The 16,909-nt window shown below is 61.1% G+C and carries 16 protein-coding genes and 2 pseudogenes; 10 read left to right on the top strand and 8 right to left on the bottom strand.

The features are described from left to right. Window positions 1-32: 32 nt before the first annotated feature. Window positions 33-740, top strand: coding sequence for a hypothetical protein (locus tag BLU17_RS06245; RefSeq protein ID WP_091995857.1), 708 nt, complete (start codon window positions 33-35; stop codon window positions 738-740). A 38-nt stretch (window positions 741-778) separates the two neighbouring features. On the opposite strand, the gene BLU17_RS06240 is transcribed toward BLU17_RS06245, so the two are convergent. Together BLU17_RS06240 and arsC are read right to left on the bottom strand one after the other, a co-directional pair. Continuing rightward, entirely contained in the window at window positions 779-1,333 is a 555-nt protein-coding gene (locus tag BLU17_RS06240) for an NADPH-dependent FMN reductase (protein ID WP_091995856.1), read from the bottom strand. Between the two features lie 331 nt (window positions 1,334-1,664). Continuing rightward, a complete protein-coding gene (gene arsC, locus BLU17_RS06235) occupies window positions 1,665-2,018 on the bottom strand; it encodes an arsenate reductase (glutaredoxin) (protein ID WP_091995855.1) in 354 nt (117 codons plus the stop codon). 463 nt (window positions 2,019-2,481) lie between these two features. Between arsC and parA the strand changes: the two genes are divergently transcribed. The 3 genes and pseudogenes from parA to BLU17_RS06225 all read left to right on the top strand — a co-directional run. Then, window positions 2,482-3,144 (top strand): ParA family partition ATPase, encoded by a 663-nt coding sequence (parA, locus tag BLU17_RS06230; protein WP_091995854.1) that lies wholly within the window; start codon window positions 2,482-2,484, stop codon window positions 3,142-3,144. 24 nt (window positions 3,145-3,168) lie between these two features. Next, window positions 3,169-3,277, top strand: a pseudogene (locus BLU17_RS34505) (ParB/RepB/Spo0J family partition protein); the annotation flags it as partial. Window positions 3,278-3,387: 110 nt separating this feature from the next. Further along, window positions 3,388-4,248: pseudogene (locus tag BLU17_RS06225) on the top strand (ParB/RepB/Spo0J family partition protein); the annotation flags it as partial. Window positions 4,249-4,321: 73 nt separating this feature from the next. Here the strand turns inward: BLU17_RS06225 and BLU17_RS06220 are convergent. Further along, window positions 4,322-5,680 carry a replication initiation protein gene (locus BLU17_RS06220; RefSeq protein WP_091995852.1) on the bottom strand — a complete coding sequence of 453 codons (1,359 nt, stop codon included), beginning with the start codon at window positions 5,678-5,680 and terminating at the stop codon, window positions 4,322-4,324. 1,853 nt (window positions 5,681-7,533) lie between these two features. On the opposite strand from BLU17_RS06220, the gene BLU17_RS06215 reads away from it, so the two are divergent. Further along, window positions 7,534-8,736 (top strand): DNA-binding protein, encoded by a 1,203-nt coding sequence (locus tag BLU17_RS06215; protein ID WP_091995851.1) that lies wholly within the window; start codon window positions 7,534-7,536, stop codon window positions 8,734-8,736. 76 nt (window positions 8,737-8,812) lie between these two features. On the opposite strand, the gene BLU17_RS06210 is transcribed toward BLU17_RS06215, so the two are convergent. From BLU17_RS06210 to BLU17_RS06200, 3 genes are all read right to left on the bottom strand, one after another. Next, complete coding sequence (locus BLU17_RS06210; RefSeq protein ID WP_091995850.1) at window positions 8,813-9,805, bottom strand: tyrosine-type recombinase/integrase; 993 nt, start codon at window positions 9,803-9,805, stop codon at window positions 8,813-8,815. Window positions 9,806-9,897: 92 nt separating this feature from the next. After that, complete coding sequence (locus BLU17_RS06205; protein WP_091995849.1) at window positions 9,898-10,305, bottom strand: DUF2471 family protein; 408 nt, start codon at window positions 10,303-10,305, stop codon at window positions 9,898-9,900. Window positions 10,306-10,403: 98 nt separating this feature from the next. Then, the gene (locus BLU17_RS06200; RefSeq protein WP_091995848.1) at window positions 10,404-11,060 is read right to left on the bottom strand and encodes a helix-turn-helix domain-containing protein; all 657 of its coding nucleotides are present in this window, start codon (window positions 11,058-11,060) and stop codon (window positions 10,404-10,406) included. Between the two features lie 120 nt (window positions 11,061-11,180). Here BLU17_RS06200 and BLU17_RS06195 point away from each other — a divergent pair, with 120 nt between their 5' ends. Together BLU17_RS06195 and tdh are read left to right on the top strand one after the other, a co-directional pair. Continuing rightward, on the top strand, window positions 11,181-12,380 hold the full coding sequence (locus BLU17_RS06195; protein WP_091995847.1) for a glycine C-acetyltransferase: 1,200 nt from the start codon (window positions 11,181-11,183) through the stop codon (window positions 12,378-12,380). A 17-nt stretch (window positions 12,381-12,397) separates the two neighbouring features. Further along, entirely contained in the window at window positions 12,398-13,429 is a 1,032-nt protein-coding gene (tdh, locus tag BLU17_RS06190) for an L-threonine 3-dehydrogenase (protein ID WP_091995846.1), read from the top strand. 13 nt (window positions 13,430-13,442) lie between these two features. On the opposite strand, the gene BLU17_RS06185 is transcribed toward tdh, so the two are convergent. After that, on the bottom strand, window positions 13,443-14,111 hold the full coding sequence (locus BLU17_RS06185; protein ID WP_091995845.1) for a YceI family protein: 669 nt from the start codon (window positions 14,109-14,111) through the stop codon (window positions 13,443-13,445). 261 nt (window positions 14,112-14,372) lie between these two features. On the opposite strand from BLU17_RS06185, the gene BLU17_RS06180 reads away from it, so the two are divergent. The 3 genes from BLU17_RS06180 to BLU17_RS06170 all read left to right on the top strand — a co-directional run bounded on the left by BLU17_RS06180 (window position 14,373) and on the right by BLU17_RS06170 (window position 16,319). Continuing rightward, complete coding sequence (locus tag BLU17_RS06180; RefSeq protein ID WP_091995844.1) at window positions 14,373-15,083, top strand: TetR/AcrR family transcriptional regulator; 711 nt, start codon at window positions 14,373-14,375, stop codon at window positions 15,081-15,083. Next, the gene (locus tag BLU17_RS06175; protein ID WP_091995843.1) at window positions 15,076-15,555 is read left to right on the top strand and encodes a nuclear transport factor 2 family protein; all 480 of its coding nucleotides are present in this window, start codon (window positions 15,076-15,078) and stop codon (window positions 15,553-15,555) included. Before BLU17_RS06180 ends, BLU17_RS06175 begins: the two co-directional genes overlap by 8 nt. A 212-nt stretch (window positions 15,556-15,767) precedes the next feature. Further along, window positions 15,768-16,319: a hypothetical protein gene (locus BLU17_RS06170; RefSeq protein ID WP_091996058.1), complete on the top strand. Its 552-nt coding sequence runs from the start codon at window positions 15,768-15,770 to the stop codon at window positions 16,317-16,319. 209 nt (window positions 16,320-16,528) lie between these two features. Here BLU17_RS06170 and BLU17_RS06165 read toward each other — a convergent pair whose 3' ends face one another. Then, window positions 16,529-16,909: a hypothetical protein gene (locus BLU17_RS06165; protein ID WP_176928944.1), complete on the bottom strand. Its 381-nt coding sequence runs from the start codon at window positions 16,907-16,909 to the stop codon at window positions 16,529-16,531.

The following is a 16,909-nucleotide window of genomic DNA, read 5'->3' as shown; positions in this document are numbered from 1 at the left end:
GCGGGCGTCGCCAGTTGAGGAAGGAGGGTGCCATGAAACAGACCGTGACCGGCGTTTTCAAGACTTACGATGAAGCGCGCCAAGCGCAGGAGGCGTTGCTGCAACGCGGCTTCGCGGTAAGCGACATCGACCTGCCGGCGCATACCGAAGGTGTGCTGGCCGGCATCGAGCGTCTCGTGGGCAGTTTTTTCCCGGCGACGGGGGACGCGCGCCGAACCGCGGAGGCCCAGACCGGCATGACGCCGCCGCCGGGCGAGGCGGTGCGTATCGGCGTACGTGTGAGCGACGAGGCGCATGCCAATCTCGCATACGAGACGCTGCGTGAGGAGCATGCAACGGACGTCGCCTTGCGCGGCTCGCCATGGGCCTGGCCCGCGATGGATCGTCCGGACCGCCCGATGGCGCGCGACCATTCGGCGCTCGATGAACTGGGCCTCGCCGACTTCGCCGAAGCCTTGCGCCGACGCGGCGCGCAGCCGGAGTCAGCGCCGGGGCCTGTACAGACACCCGCTCGCGCGCAGCCGGCCGCCGAGGCCGACGCGACTGTGCTCGCTTCGGCAAGCGCGCCCGGCGCCGGCGCGGTGATGGGCGCACGTCACGTGGACGTGCCCGCCGCACCGGAGGCGACGCGCCCCACCGCGGGCGTCGCGCCGCAAATTCCGGACGAATTCCTCGAATACGAGGAAGACGTGCCCGAGCACCACAAGGACATGCCGGGGCAATCGCGCACCCTGCACTGAGCCGGGGCGCGGGGGGCGGCGGTGCTGGCGATCAGGCGTCAGCGGCCGAGCTGGCGCTTGACCCACGCGACGTAGGTATCCACGAAAGCTTGCAGGAACTTGCGCGTGTCCTCATTGGCGATCTCGCCTTTCTCGTTGATGCGGCTCGCTTCGTGTTTGATGAACATTTCAGGCTGACCAAGCAGCGCAACGTCGAGATAGGCGAGCACGTTGCGCAAATGCTGCTGCGCGAGCGCCGTGCCGACCGCCCCAACCGATGTGCCGAGCACGGCGCCCGGCTTGCCGCGCCACGAATTCGTGCCCCACGGCCGCGAACCCCAATCGATTGCATTCTTCAGCACGCCCGGGATCGAGCGGTTGTACTCGGGCGTGACGAACAGGAGCCCGTCGGCGGCTTCGATCTGCTGCTTGAAGCGGCGGGCGACTTCGGGGTAGTCGGCATCGTATTCCTGGCTGTAGAGCGGCAGCACGCCGATGTCGAGATGCTCGAAAGTGAAATCGGGTGGGGCTAGCGACGTCACAGCGTGCGCGAGTTGCCGGTTAAAGGAATCCTTGCGCAGACTGCCGACCGCAACTGCAATTTTGTAGGCCATTTCAGTATCCCCGGAAATGCGCACGAAGCACGGTAGATGGAGACTTCATCATAGACGTGCATGAATTCCAGCGGCGTATAAGCGCGCTGACTTCATAGTCACCTTGTGGATAACCGATAAGAGCGCGAGTTTATCCACAATTTCGGTTGAAAAACTTGTGGACAACTTTCGTGAAGCCCCCATGGATACAGGTCTTGCGTGGGATTCGTCTGCTGGTTAGCAAAGATACAATTTCTGCACGTATGGTCTTACGCAAACTACGTCAGCACGCAGAACTTCTCCTGGTGATTCGGACACGCACGCTCGCGCGTTGCCAGCGGGTGATTCCACCTCAATCGAATAGCGCGGACACGTTTTCGATCGGACGGCCGATTATGGCGCGGCCCTGACGCACGACGATGGGCCGCTGCAGCAGGATCGGGTGTCGCACAATTGCTTCGTATAGCTGATCGTCCGTGACACCGGGTGCGTTGAGTCCGAGTTCCTCGTATTCGGACTCGCCTGTGCGGATCATGTCGAGCACCGGGCCGCCAAGCATCGCGTGCAACGCCTTGAGCTGTTCGACGGTGAGCGGCTGCTTCAAGTATTCGATCACCTCGACGGGTTCGTTCACGTTGACGGTCGAGACCAGGTCGCAAGCGGCACGTGATTTGGAGCAGCGGGGGTTGTGGTAGATCGTGATCATGATTTTTCGTGCGATGGGCGATTGCAGGCGGATGGAAAGAGGCCGGTGAAAGACCGCGATTCTACCGGGGATGACGTGGGCGTATGAGGCCAAGCATGGCTCGTTTCGTCTCTATGGGGGGCGCATCAGGCCCAGTGTTAGAGGTCGGGTGATGTCGACCGGCAATTCGCTAGCGAACATGCAACTTGATCCACCCAAGGATCGACTTTATACGCGCAAAGACGGGGGCATCATCTTTACCGCAGATCCTTCGCACAGTTGATCCGCGCCTTGCCATCAATGGAGTCATCTGGGCCGACGCCATTACCAGTACACGCTCGCTCTAAGCATCCTGCGGCCCAGGTACTTTATGCGCATAAACCTTATCCGGACGGCCAATTCGATTCGGATCTCGCCAAAATTCATTGAATCGAAAAACATTCCAGGTAAAATCCCAACCTGATAGCGACAAGGAGAATACCAATTGGCAGCAGAGATAATCGCAGTCACGCAACAAAAGGGCGGCGTCGGCAAAAGCACGATCGCGATGCATCTCGGCGCGGCATTTCACGAGAAAGGTAAGCGTGTTCTCGTCGTGGATGCTGATGGTCAGAATACGCTTGTTCATTGGGCCAGTGCTTCAGCCGACGGCGAAACCGGTATTCCTTTCCCGGTCGTCAACCTCTCCGAAGCGGGTGGCCAGATCCATCGAGAGATAAAGAAATTCATCAACGACTACGATGTCATTGTCGTGGATTGCCCACCGTCAATCACGGAGAAAGTCTCCGGGGTGGTGCTGCTGGCCGCTACTGTCGCAGTGATTCCCACGTCATCATCGCCGGCGGATTATTGGTCCAGTGTTGGCCTCGTCAAACTGATCCAGCAGGCCCAGGTCATGAACGAAGATCTGCGCGCGGTGTTCCTGCTGAATAAGACTGAAGAGAAACGCATGCTCACGCGCGAGCTGAAGCGTGCGCTAGAAGAACTTGGTTTCCCGTTGCTCAAAACGCAGATCCCCACCCGTGAGGCATATAAGCAAGCCATGGCGCTTGGCCAGACGGTTCTGCAAATGAACGACCGTGGCGCGCGACTGGCAGCAGTGGAAGTGCGCGCATGCGCCGACGAGATCGCCGCCATGCTCCCCTGACTTTATGCGCATAAAGGACCCTGAATGAAACCCTCCCAATTCGCCAAAGGCTTTCAGGCACGCCCTGATACAACAAGCAGCGAAAAGCGCACTGCCCTCGACCGCCTCAACGCGATCGATGGACTCGTCCAGGACCAGCCGAAAGTGAGAGAGGTCGTAGGACGTGCGAGTCAGCCGACCCTCGATTCCGCTTTTGATCCTGCTGCCAAGCCTGCTCTGGATGTCACTTCGGGTCAGGAAAACGAGTCTGCCGAATACCGCGCCTGGCGCATCGCGCACGGTTATCAGCCGGGGCAGATCATCGAATTGCCTCTCAAGGACATCAAGCCGAGTCCCTTCAATCCGCGCCACTTCTATCTGAAGGCATCGATCGCGGAGCTTGCAGTCAATCTCGCAAAGCAAGGGCAGCAACAGGCGATACATGTCATCCCCGATTATGCTTCGCCCGGCACCTACTACGTGAGCGATGGCGGCCGTCGCGTGCGCGCCCTGAAGGAGGCCAACAAGGAAGGGGTGAAAGCGATCGTTGTCGATCTGCCGATTGGTATCCAGAGCTACAAACTCGGCTATGACCTGAACGTTCAGCGCGATTCGCAAACTGTCTTCGATAACGCGGTAGTGTGGAAGCGGTTTATCGATGAGAAGCATTTTCAGAGTCAGCGCGAGCTTGCAGATCATCTCGGCCTTGACGAATCGACGGTTGCAGTTGCGCTATCGATCGGCAAGCTGCCGGAATCAGTCATGCAGGAAATGGTGGCGCGCCCGGACCGGTTCGGCTCGAACATGGCTTATCAGGTCGGGCGCTACCATGGCGCGCGCGGCACCGATGCCACGCTGCGCCTCATCAACCGCATCGTCGCCGACGATCTGAGCACGCGCCAGGTCGCAGACATCGTGAAGGGTCGCGCAAGCGCACAGGAAAGCCTGAAAACAGCTGGACGACAACGCTATGCGCAACGTCTGGAGATCAAACTGGATGGCGTGGCCGTCGGCGATCTGAAGTCTTATGGCGACGACCGGCTCGAGTTGCGCCTGAAAGGTCTCACCAAAGATCGCCGCGATTCGATTCTTCAACAGATCGAGCAGATCCTGAAGACGAAATAGTGTCAGAAAATCCGTCGGCGGTTGCCATTGATCGATCGCCGATGCATCGCGCGGGCTGAGACGGGTCGGCCTCTCAGGCTGCGCGCGAATGGCTCAGCGTGAAGGTCAGCAGGTCGCCGTCAGTCGGCTCACCCCAAGTCTTGCGCGCGAGCCAGTCGAAAAACGCCGAGTCCCCAAGCTTCGATTCCAGCCCACGACGACGCCAGTCATCGCGCAAGTGTGCGCCGAGCCCCGGCAGTTCATCCGCCTCGAACGACTGACGCGCAAGCTCGCGCGCCATTTCGTCCTGCTCCTCATAGAGCGAGCGAGCTTCCCTACGCCGATAGGCCGCATATTCGTCGAGCAGGCGTGCCTTCGGATCGTCGGCAGCAGTAGCAGCCGACGACCCGCGACCCACAGCCGGGGTAGCGCCTGCCGCCGTTTCGACCGGCGGCGCATAGCCCTTCTTCAACGCGTCCTTGAACAGAGCAGCGGCGCTGCGCACCGGCGGGAGACTTGTGCTGCGCATGCGCTGCTCAGTCAGCTGCAATGCGGCGCGAATGCGGTTTTCCTCGCTGTCGGCGTAAAGCGATTGCGCTTCCTTGAGCGGAATGCCGATCTTGACCATCCGGTCGACGAGCGTGCTGTCGAAGACATTCGGATGCTCGTCGAGCGCGAGCATCGGCTGCTTGCGCTCGGTCACGCGAAACTGGATTTCGGCAACACGACGCCCTTCGCGATGCTCGATCAATTCGACAAAAATGTTTGTGACCGCGTTGACTTCGGCAATCGCAGGGCGTAGATAATCGCGCTTGAAATACTTGTACTCGCGTTTGGCCTCGTCGCCTGCTTCGGTATCGGGGGTACCGGAGAGAATCGGGCGCCACCATTCCCAAGTTTCGCGCATCGTCAGATGACTGGGGTTCGTCAGATAGCGCACGCAGATTTCGTATAGCGCGAGACCCGCGCTGCTGCGCAACTGGCTCTGGAACTGCAGGCTCAGACGCGCGTACTGCACGGGATCCAGCAGTTTCTTCTTGATCTTCGGCGCGAACGAAAATTCCACCCAGACCCGACGGGTCGCCGGATCCTCGAGAATTTCCGCATCCGCGATCAGTGTGGAAATACCCCACTTACGACCAGGCTTCTGGCTTGACGTCCCCTGGCTCCATTCGACCTGCACCGAAACCATGCGGCGCAAATGCTCCTTCACGAGTGCTGTATCGTTCGAGTCGAACGCCGAATTGGCAACGATGTCGGAAAGCAACGCGCGATAGGTATCGCCGGACTCGTCGGCCTGCTGGGCGACGGCCAGCAGCACATTGAAGAGCTTGCGGGTCAACAGGGTGATCTTGCCGCTTTTCGGCTGGATCGCGATCGCCTCGACGGCCTTGCGCAATTCCGCCGAGCTGGGGCTTACCACATCGGTCTTTTTCACGCGCTTCGTGGCCATGCGTCGGATCGAGGAGAGAATTTTGCGAAAGGATACCGCCTGTGGTGATAGGCGTCTATAGGGCCTCACTCACCATTGCCGGTGATGCGCGCATCGCGCACGCCGCTCACCACGGAATCCTCCCGTATCGGCTCACCTTTCGCGGGACGCCCGCCCGGCGGGCGGCTTTGCGGATCACATGATCCGGCCCGATAGCGCGTTGTGCTGCGTGCGCCAACGGTCGCCGTTTGCTCCCGTATCGACTCACCTTAAAATTTTTTGCGCGGCCAGCGAAAAAAACTCACTGGGGCACCGGCATTCTGCCTTCGATGGTCCTCGAAAAAGAGGCAATCCGGGGAGCCACGCCGATGGAAAATCTCCTTTACCTCGAGGGAGCTCTCAGACTTGGGACTTTCTCGTAGTCATCGGCAAACCGACCCACGTCTAATCGTCGACTTGTTTGCAATCTGCGCCGAGTCCCCCGTAAACCCTCACCTCTCGCCACACTGGCCCACTAACTTGAAGGGCTCCCAAGCGCCACCGCTACGCCCACGCAGGCGTCCCTGCTCCCGAAAGCACTCACCTTTAGCGCTCTCTAGTCGTCTAAGTCTCGCCGTCCTGTCACTCCCGAAAATCCTCACCATTCACCGATCCAGTCAAGAAAAACCAATGGATTCCGGGACTTATCCACATGTATTACGGTTGAAGAATGGCGCTTTGTGCTCCCGTAATGTCTCACCTCGAACGGCGCGGGACTCTCCGGGTGAATGCGCATTCATCTGCTAAACGCCCCCGAATATTCTCACCTAAGCAAAATTCTGATCGCCCCAAAATCGCTTCTCCACCCCGTAGTCTCGGCGGTTCCAACGCAGTGAAGACTAACTTTCTCCCGCATTGCCTCACTTTATGCCGGAAATCCGCCTAAAACTCCTCCTGAAAACGCTCACCTCATGTATGGATGCTTTGGAACGCACGTAAGGTTTCTCGGTACTGCGGAAACCTCCTGAAAATCCTCACCTTTTGCCATGAAATCGGGCAATGACGGGCTCCGGCTGACAGCCACCGGGCCGCTGCTCAGCCCCGCGGCTCCCGAAAACACTCACCTATGACCTTTGAGATTACCTATTTCGCCGATTTCCGCTGTGGATTCCCGAAGACCTTCACCTTTGATCCGTATATTTTCCCGATTCTTCTCACCATTGGGTCCGAAGCCCCTCGATTTAGCGGAAAAACGACGGGAATCTAGCCTCCCGAATCCGCTCACCGTTGCATTCCACGTAACACTGCCTCATGCGTCCGCCAGTCCTGAGCGGTGTGGGTGCCGCCTCCCGAATTCTCTCACCCTTGCCGGGAAGTCAAGAATGCACCTGATCCCGAACCCGCTCACGACCCTTCCCGCATGGGCTCACCGGCATTCCCGAAGCCAATCACCCGACTCTCCTGCAGGATCTCACCCAAGATCCCGTAAAGTTTCACCCGATCGGCCGGAAAGCCCCGCCAGGCAACGATTTGCCGTGGCGTTAACGTTTTTAACTGGTATCAAGGGTGTTTACTTTTATGACTCTCAAGCACAATCACCCGAGAGTTCTCTGAAATATCCACAATTTCGCTTACTCTCCTTAGCGAGTCATTGCAGACTGTCGGCGTGAAACATAGAACTCCTGTAAAGGCGAGCAAAAAATGTGCGCATTTACAAAGGCTTATCGAACAAACTTCCATTTGTTTCACGAACGAGCCAGATCAAGGCTTACAGGTCTCGATATAAACTGCCCTCAAACTCACGTTCACCGTACCAACCACGTCCCGTTCTCAAAAACGTATCAAACAGAACGTAATTTGTTATGATTCGTCCACTCCCCTGCCGAGAAAACGACATGCGAGACCAGGACCGCCAGACTATCCGCGAAGAACTCGATCATTTGCGCAAAAACGGGGCACGAAGACAGGAGCTTTCCCTTCACGCCTGCAAACGCTTGTTCTTCGATTTCGAGATCAAACCGTCGATGGCTGCCGTTCGGGACCTGACCCAGACAGGTAGCGCAAGCGATATCCCCAAGGATATCGAGCTCTTCTGGCAACGTATCCGCACGACCTCCAAAGCGCGCGTGGGCGCCGGGGCTATTCCGCCAGCCCTGGAAGAACGTGCCGGCGAACTGCTCGGCGCGCTGTTCGAGGAAGCGCTGACTTTCGCTGGAGACACGCTGCAGGCCGAACGCGCCAAATTCGAGGCGGGCCGGCTCGTTGCGGAGCAGGCTGCTCGTGACGCAGAAGGCCGCCGCGCCGCGGTAGAAGAAATGTTGCAGCGTAGCGAAGCCCGCATCGAAGCGGCCTATGCCCGGGTGCGTGAACTCGAAAGCCAGCTCGCGGCTGCGTCTGCGCAGGAGGCGTTAGCGCATGGCAACCGCGAAGTGCAATTGCAGCGTCTTGAAACCGAAAACGAGTCGCTACGCAACCGCGTCGAGTCCGAACAGACCATCAATTCAGGATTGCGCGACCGCATTGACGGCTTGCATGAGGAAATGCGCAAGAGCACCGAGCATTACGCGCAACAAATCAAGGATGCGGTTGCCGAAGCCGAACGGCGTGTCAAGCCAATGCTGGTCGAACTCGATTCGTTGCGCTCGATGTCCTCTACCTGGCAGGCGGCCCAGCGCGACGCCGGCAAAAAGGAGTTCGACTTTATCCAGCAACTCGCGACCGCCAAGGCTCGTGCTGACCGGCTGGATAGCCTTCTGCGCGAACGTTCCGACGAAGTCGACGCGCTGACTCGTCAGGTGACGGCCTTACGCAACCAACAGGGACTCGATGCGTCAGTGGCGGCCGTACTCTTCTCGCTGGCCGAATCCGGCCGGCTGAACGAAGCCGAACTGGCGCGCCTGGGTACGGTGGCGGACGGTCACGTCGCGTTGCCGGCGCGTTGCCCGAACTGTCACGAAGGCGAGCCGGAGTTGTCCAAGGTGGACAATGGTTTCGAGTTCACTTGCCCCGAGTGCGAGTACACGTCTGGAACGGGAACCTCGAAACTGGAGGCGTATGCGCGCTTCATGGCAGGCAAGCATTCGCATGAACAGGCTTGAGGTGAGCCTTTACAGGGGACGGCGCATGCCGTTCCTTTTTGCGTGACTGCAACCGGCCGCCGCCCAGAGGGGCGTTTCACGCCTTGTCGTGTTCCGCCGTGGCGTGCTGCGACGCTTCCCGTTCGGCCCATGTTTTCCACGCCCGATAGAGACGCCCGGCAGATATCGGTTGCGAAAAACCGAGCCACTGCCCGATCTGATCGGTATCCACACCGCGCTCGAACAGGTCGGCGGCGAACGTATTGCGCAAGGTTTGCGGACTTGCGCGCTCGGCGCGGGTTTCGGCCACGCCGGCCGCTTCCGTCAAGGCGTCGATGGCGCGTAGCACTGTGGCCTTGTGCATCGGGCGCCCTTGGGGTGACCCTGGGAATACCAGTTGTCCGGGCAAACCGGCAAGCCGGCGTGCTTCGAGCCAGGCGCCGAGTACATCGACGGCAAATGGTGCGAGCCGCGTGGCGCGCGTGAAAACCGGATTGGCTGCTTCGATCGTGACCCACTCCGAGCCGATGGACACACAGTCGAGAGTCAGCGCGATGGCGTCGCCGGTTTTCAGTCCTCCGCCAAGAAAGATTGCGACGAGCGCCCGGTCGCGGCGTTCCCGCCATCGCCTCGCGGCAGACGATTCCACGAGCGGCGAGAACAGCTGACCGACGATCGCGGCGCGTTCAGCCGACGTGAGAAAGCCGGTCGGCTCGTTTTCGCGCGCGTTGCGCCAGGCGGCTTCTCCGTCCTGGGCGATGAAGCGTGCGGGATTCGTGGACGCGAGTTCGATTTCGCGCACGTGATCGAGTACGCGCTCGATGAGTCGCAGGTAGCGAAGCCGTTGCGGTTTCTTGATATCGAGGCCGGCGACGAATTCGGCAATCGTGCCGGTATCGACGGTCATGATCGTCTTGTGCTTGAGCGCGAGCCATTCGAGAAAACGCCCCCATTGCACGCGATAGATCTCGGCCGAAGACCGCCGTAGTTCCTGGGAGGCAAGCCAGGCGTCGAACGCAGCAGCGGGATCGCGTTGCCAGTCTTGACGTTGCTGGTCGAAGAGGTCGCGTGAAGGAGTCGAAGGCGCCATCTCTATCACTCCGTTAGTTGCGTTACGAGGCCATTATAGCGAGATTGTTTCGTTGCATGGCCGGTCGGCGCATTGCGTCGCTGGGCCGGGGGTTAGCCACCCCAAGCTCGTGCGCGCCGTGCTGCATGCGTGTGTTCTGTCTGTCGGCGGGTCTCTTCGGCGCACTGTGCGGCACGCTCATAGGCCGAGACGGCGAAAGCGAATACGGCGGGCAGCGCGGTGGATTGGCCGAAGTCGACGGCGTCGTCGGTTTCGGGCCAGGCAAGGTCGCCTGGCCGCTGAAAGAGGCCGAGCATGAGGGCATCGTGGCGGCTGGCAAAGCCGAGGTCTGCAAGCGCTTCCGCCTCGATCGCGTGCAGCAGCCGCCACGTGAGCGGCACCTGCCGCACGATGTAGCGTTGCGCGATGTTGCGGACGATGTGTTCGAGGTCGCGCGCGGCGGCCTGGAAGCGCAGGGCCGCCAAGTCGTGCTCGCGCGGCAGTTCGGTTGGGAGGGACATCAGCGGCTCCGATCGGACTTTTACTGTATGAATATACAGTAGTAGAGCGGATTGCGCAGCCTCGTCCGTTCGGCCAGCGTGAGCGGTGAAACGGGCGCTTACCCGTGGATCACCACCAGCAGCGCGCGCGCCTCGCCCTTGCCCGCGTTGCGGACGGCGTGCGGTTGATCGGCGATGTAACGCGCCGTGTCCGCAGCCTTAAGTCGCTGCGTCGCGCCCGCCGCCTCGATTTCCACGCTTCCCTGCAGCACCGTCAGATGCTCGCGCGTGCCGGGTTCGTGCGCGCCCGAAACCAGCGCGCCGCCGGGCTTGAGCGTCAGCTCGTACCACTCGAAATGGCCGGCGAGCTCGATCGGACCCCACACGCGCAACTGGTACCCCGCCTCGTGACCGAGCAGCGTTGGGATATCGTGCGGCCCGGCGACCGCGATTGCTTCGGGCGCTTTCGGTGCGACGAACAGCGAATCGAGCTTGACGCCCAATGCGTTCGTGAGCCGCCAGGCTACGGCGATGGTCGGGTTCGCCTTGTCGCGCTCGATTTCCGATAGCATGGATTTCGAGACGCCCGCGGCGCGCGAGAGGTCGTCGAGCGTCATCTTGCGCTCGGTGCGCAGCCGCTGGATCTGTTCGCCCACGCGCGGCGGCGCGGCCGCAGCCGGTACGGTAGATGCCGGCTGGGCGCTCGATGCCGCTGGCGCGGGCGCGTCCGAAAGGGCGCCCACCGGGGTGGCGCGTGGTTTGCGAGTGCTTGCCATTCACGGCCTCATCGTTTAGAGTTCGTTCGACATATCGAACTTGAGTTCGAAATAAAGGAAAATTTCGCCAACGGCTGACGGCGACTATAGCAGGCCGCGGCTATGTCAGGAGCACGACTCATGCGTACCCCGTATATCGATCACCTGCGCGCAACGCTCGACCAGATCCGCGCCGACGGCTTCTACAAGAGCGAGCGCGTGATCGCGACGCCGCAGTCGGCGGAGATCCGGCTGGCCGACGGCAGCGAAGTGCTCAACTTCTGCGCCAACAATTACCTTGGTCTTGCCAACGACGCACGCCTCGTCGCGGCAGCAAAAGACGGCCTCGAGCGCGACGGTTTCGGCATGGCATCGGTGCGTTTCATCTGCGGCACGCAAACAGTGCACAAGCAGCTCGAAAGTGCGCTCGCCGCGTTCCTGCAAACCGAGGACTGCATACTTTATTCGAGCTGCTTCGACGCAAACGGCGGCTTGTTCGAAACGCTGCTGGGCGAAGAAGACGCCATCATCAGCGATGAACTCAATCACGCGAGCATCATCGACGGCGTGCGCCTTTCGAAGGCGCGCCGCTACCGCTACAAGAACAATGATATTTCGGACCTCGAAGCAAAGCTGCGGGAAGCCGACGAAGCCGGCGCGCGCTACAAGCTCATCGCCACCGATGGCGTGTTTTCGATGGACGGCATCATCGCCGACCTCAAGGGCATTTGCGATCTCGCCGACCGTTACGACGCGCTCGTGATGGTCGACGATTCGCATGCGGTCGGCTTCATCGGCGAGCACGGGCGCGGTACGCCCGAGCATTGCGGCGTAGCCGGTCGTGTGGACATCATCACAGGCACGCTTGGCAAGGCGCTCGGCGGCGCTTCGGGCGGCTATGTCGCGGCGAAGCAGGAAGTGGTCGACTTGCTGCGCCAGCGCTCGCGCCCATACCTGTTCTCCAATACGCTTACGCCGAGCATTGCGGCCGCGTCGCTTGCGGTGCTCGCACTGATTGCCAGCGACGAAGGCGCGCAACTGCGCGGCCGCGTGCGCGAGAACGGCGTTCAATTCCGCCGAGAGATGAGCTCGCTCGGCTTTACGCTCGTGCCCGGCGAGCACCCCATCATTCCCGTGATGCTCGGCGACGCGCAGGTTGCCACGAAGATGGCCGACGCGTTGCTCCACGACGGCGTCTATGTGATCGGCTTCTCGTATCCGGTGGTGCCGAAGGGTCGCGCGCGCATTCGCACGCAGATGAGCGCCGCCCACACGCCCGAGCAGATCGGGCGCGCCGTCGCCGCATTTGAGCGCGTCGGCAAGAATCTCGGCGTGATTTAACAAGGATTGCGAATCAAATGAAAGCACTCGCCAAACTCGAGCGTGCACCCGGCCTCACGCTCACGCGTGTGAAGAAGCCCGAAGTCGGCCACAACGACGTGATGATCAAGATCCGCAAGACGGCGATCTGCGGCACGGACATCCACATCTGGAAATGGGATGACTGGGCGCAGAAGACCATTCCGGTGCCGATGCACGTGGGCCACGAATACGTGGGCGAGATCGTCGAGATGGGGCAGGAAGTGCGCGGCTTTCAGATTGGCGACCGCGTGTCGGGCGAAGGGCATATCACCTGCGGCTTTTGCCGCAACTGCCGCGCGGGGCGGCGCCATTTGTGCCGCAACACGACGGGCGTAGGCGTGAACCGCGAAGGCGCGTTTGCCGAATATCTCGTGATTCCAGCCTTCAATGCGTTCAGGATTCCGCCCGAGATTTCCGACGATCTCGCCGCGATCTTCGACCCGTTCGGCAATGCCACGCACACGGCGCTGTCGTTCAATCTTGTCGGCGAGGACGTGCTCATCACGGGCGCGGGGCCGATCGGCATCATGGCCGTGGCGATTGCGAAGCATGTGGGCGCGCGCAACGTCGTGATCACCGACGTCAACGACTACCGCCTCGAACTCGCGCGCAAGATGGGTGCGACCCGCGCAGTGAACGTTTCGCGCGAATCGCTGCACGACGTGATGGCCGATCTTCACATGACCGAAGGCTTCGATGTGGGCCTCGAGATGTCGGGCGTGCCGAGCGCGTTCACGGCGCTGCTCGAGTCGATGAACCACGGCGGCAAGGTCGCGCTGCTCGGCATCCCGCCCGCGCAAACCGCGATCGACTGGAACCAGGTGATCTTCAAGGGGCTGGAAATCAAGGGCATTTACGGCCGCGAAATGTTCGAGACCTGGTACAAGATGGTCGCGATGCTGCAAAGCGGGCTCGATCTTTCACCTATCATCACGCACCGGTTCGACGTGGACGACTACGAGAAAGGCTTCGCCGCGATGCTTTCGGGCGAGAGCGGCAAGGTGATTCTCGACTGGTCGGCTGCCTGAGCGCGCTGCGTTTTCACGGCGCTGCGCCAGGCGCGGGCTGCTCGAATTCGGCCTCGATGCGCACGTCGATCTCATCGCCCACCGCGGGATACCAGGTCGTGAGTCCGAACGCGGCGCGGCTGAAATGCCCCGATGCGGTGAAGCCGAGCGTGGGCTGCTTCGTGAGCGGATTCGGCGCGTAGCCGTTCAAGGTGACGTCGAGCGTGACCGGCTGCGTCACGCCGCGTATCGTGAGATTGCCCGTGAGCATGCCGCGCCCCTCGCCGGTGCGCTCGAAATGCGTGCTCGCGAAGCGGATCTGCGCATAGCGCTCGACGTCGAGCATCTGCGTGCCTTTCACCATGGCGTCGAGTGCGCTCACGTTGGTGTCGAGGCTCGTTGCGTCGATGGTCGCCGAGACCGAAGCCGCTTCGACGTCGGGCGCGGGCCAGTCGAGCTGTGCCTGTGCGCGGTCGAAGCGCATGACGAAGCGCGTGTAATGGAAGTGATCGACGTCGAACACGATGCTCCAGTGATGCGCGTCGAGCACGTAGTGGCCCGGTGGTACGTCGGCTTCCGTGCGGCTCACGCTGTGCGTGACGACGCGCAGCGGCGTGCATGCGGCAAGGCACGCCGCACCCAGCGCGATGCAGAAGGCGCGGCGAGAGGCTCGAACGAGGCGAGTGAATGGCTGATTTTTCATTTTCTCCTCCTTGATTTCTTCCTTTAACGGAGCTTGATACGTTCCAGTACGTATCAAGCCCGCGTTTCTTCCATCGCCGAGACAAAGAATAGCGCGCCGGGGCCGGATCGCCACGTCGCTCGCGCACTTGCTCATTGCACGACAAGAAACGCGGGAATGGCAATCTACCTTGACTTGGGAGAATGAACGTTCTACTCTGGCGGCTTGGAGAACGATCATTCTCCCGACGCCCGTCCCAATACCGTTGGATCGAGACAAGCCATGAGCGCGCCCGCCATTCCGAACCCCGAAGCACCTCAGGCCGACACGCGCGAACGCCTGCTCGACGCCGCAGAGGCGCTGATCTACGCAGGCGGGATCCATGCAACGGGCGTCGATGCGATCGTTCGCGCGGCAGGCGCGGCACGCAAGAGTTTCTATACGTATTTCGAATCGAAAGACGCGCTCGTCGCGGCCGCGCTATCGCGGCGCGACGAGCGCTGGATGCGCTGGTTCGTCGCCGGCACGCTTGCGTGCGGGCGTACCCCGCAGGCACGGCTTGTCGGCATGTTCGACGTGTTGCGCGAATGGTTCGCCTCGGAAGGCTTTCACGGCTGCGCCTTTCTCAATGCCGCCGGCGAGACCGCATCGTCCGACGATCCCGTGCGCGTGGTCGCGCGCGATCACAAGGCGCGCCTGCTTGATTTCGTGCGCGAGCAGAGCGACGCCTGGGCCGCGGCATCCGGTGCGGATCGCCGCGTAGCCGCACGGCTCGCGCGCCAATGGCTGATCCTGATCGACGGCGCGATCGGCGTGGCGCTCGTGAGCGGTGACGCCGATGCGGCGCTCGACGCACGCGCCGCCGGCCGGGCGTTGCTCGACGCACTCGCGCCGCGAAGTGATTCCGGTTCCCGAAGCCAGTCCCGAAGTGAATCCGCATTGCGCGCGCCCTTGCGGCGCGCCGCCCAACGCAAGGAGCAAGACCATGAGTGATTCGACCGAAGTGCGTCCGCCGTTGCCGCCGTTCACGCGCGAAAGCGCCATGCAGAAAGTGCGCGCCGCTGAAGACGGCTGGAACACACGCGATCCGCAGCGCGTGTCGCTCGCCTACACGCCGCAAAGCGTGTGGCGCAATCGCGCGGAATTCGTCACGGGTCGCGAGGCGATCGTCGCGTTTCTCACGCGCAAATGGGCACGCGAACTGGACTATCGCCTGATCAAGGAACTGTGGGCGTACACGGACAATCGCATCGCCGTGCGCTTTGCCTACGAGTGGCACGACGACTCGGGCAACTGGTTCCGCTCGTACGGCAACGAGAACTGGGAATTCGACACGAACGGTCTCATGGCGCACCGTCACGCATGCATCAACGACTTGCCCATTTGCGAGTCGGACCGCCTTTATCGCTGGCCCCTCGGACGACGTCCAGACGACCACCCCGGCCTCTCCGATCTCGGCCTTTGACAACTCGCTTTCATCGGGACGACTCACTACGCTGGCATGATTACCGCAGCGAGCAATGACGCGCGAGTCGCCCGATCCGAGCCTGGCCTCCATTGCGGACGCATCGGGTTGCGGTACAGTTCGTCATTCACCTCGAACCAGCAACCGGAAAGGAGACGGTCCCGAAGCGGACCGGTGCAATAAAAGACGGAGAGCCCATGCGGTTTTGGCAGATGCCAGGTGGCGCGGCAACGGTATCGGAAGCGAAAGCGAAAGCGAAGAAAACAAGGCGCGGCGCGGCGGCGGCACTGCTGCTCTCCCCACTGCTGTTATCAGGCGTGGCGCAGACGGCGCACGCGGCCAACTGGTGCGGTTCGGGCCTCTGGGTGGACGCCATGGTGGGCTCGTACCACATCCATCCCGACAAGGACTTCGAACAGTTCAACCCTGGCCTCGGTATCGAATGCTGGCCGGGCGATCAATGGGCGCTCACGGCAGGCGGCTTTCGCAATTCGCTGCGCCGGCCCTCGTATTATGGCGGCGCGGTGTGGGCGCCCGAGTTCCTGCATTGGGGCTTCGTGCGTCTGGCGGCGATGGGCGGCATCATCTCCGGCTACAACTACGGCAACTGGGGTCTCGGACACGACCATACCATCGGGCCCGTGGCTGCGCCGATCGTGATGGTCGCGTACAAGCGCGTAGGCGTGAATTTCATCGTCATTCCGCCGATACCTTCCGACGATCTGCCGTTTACCATCGGGTTTCAGTTGCGCGTGAAGTTCTAGCAACGCTGTCGCCGTACAAAGAAGATGCGATTTTTAGGAATCCGCCAAAAACGGGCAATATAGTCGCGATCTCTCTTTTCACATATGAAAAATGCCTGCTCTGCCTTATTAGCAGCACGAACCTCTGCGATTGGGTGTCCGCAGTTCAAACGCAAGCAACTCCGCGGATTCTTCCCTCTGTGGCGAAATATTTAATTCGCTATGCGAAATTAAAAGCTTTGCGGCCAGGTGAGAATTTCCAGGAGGAGGACGTGAGCAGGGCTGTATCCACCGACAAGACGGTCTACATGCTTCTGCAGTCCACGAGCCCACGCAAAGTTGGCCTGACCGATCTTTGCCAAACCGCTGGCGAGTTCCAGGATCGTGACCTCTCGGTCAGCAGCAGGAGGTGGTTTTTGGCCCTTTTCGTAAGGCTGGTCGTCTTCGAAGATGGAAGTGGTCTGGAATGAGTAGATCAGGTTCCGGTCCCATAGCACCACCTTTTCGCGAAACGCGATGTTGTGACGGACGCCCTGCCATGAAAGGGCTGTTTTTTCCGCCAACGTGAAGCCCGTCTGGCCCGCCCAGCACATGCATTCAGCGTTAGCCAA

Source organism: Paraburkholderia lycopersici (assembly GCF_900096975.1).
GTDB lineage: Bacteria > Pseudomonadota > Gammaproteobacteria > Burkholderiales > Burkholderiaceae > Paraburkholderia > Paraburkholderia lycopersici.
This window is presented reverse-complemented; position numbering and strand designations above follow the sequence as displayed.